General features: G+C 69.8%; 1 protein-coding gene. It reads right to left on the reverse strand.

All coding sequences use genetic code 11. From position 1 onward, the window contains the following. Window positions 1-397 (reverse strand): hypothetical protein (locus RMT89_RS41415; protein WP_315888917.1); only part of this gene is annotated, 397 nt, incomplete at both ends.

The raw sequence follows: 397 nt of genomic DNA on the forward strand, positions 1-397 counted from the left end.
GACGGGTCGGCAGGGTGTCGCCACGCGGGGTGCCTTGCACTTCGGGGTGCCGCCCAGGATCGGGCGCAGGTCAGCGACAGACACCCCGACCGCGAGCCAGCGCGTCGCCTCTCGGTGATATGCGGTCGCCTCGACGGGGCTGAGCGAGAAGCGCAGCCCCCCGCCGCAGTCGTTGTCGTCGCGCCAGTCGGCGGCCTCCGGGAGCGTGCCGGGCGCGTAGCTGGTGCCGTGCGGGCTGATCCAGTTGTCCCCGACGGCCTTGTACACGGTGGCGATACCGTCAGCGACCTTGATGCCGTGGTAGGCGCACCACTCGGCAGGATTGGTCGGTTCGTTGGTGTGGTCAATCAGTACGCCGCCCGTGACAGTGGCACGTCTCGAGTGAAGGTGGACGGCG

This window comes from Streptomyces sp. P17, assembly GCF_032436805.1.
Classification (GTDB): Bacteria; Actinomycetota; Actinomycetes; order Streptomycetales; family Streptomycetaceae; genus Streptomyces.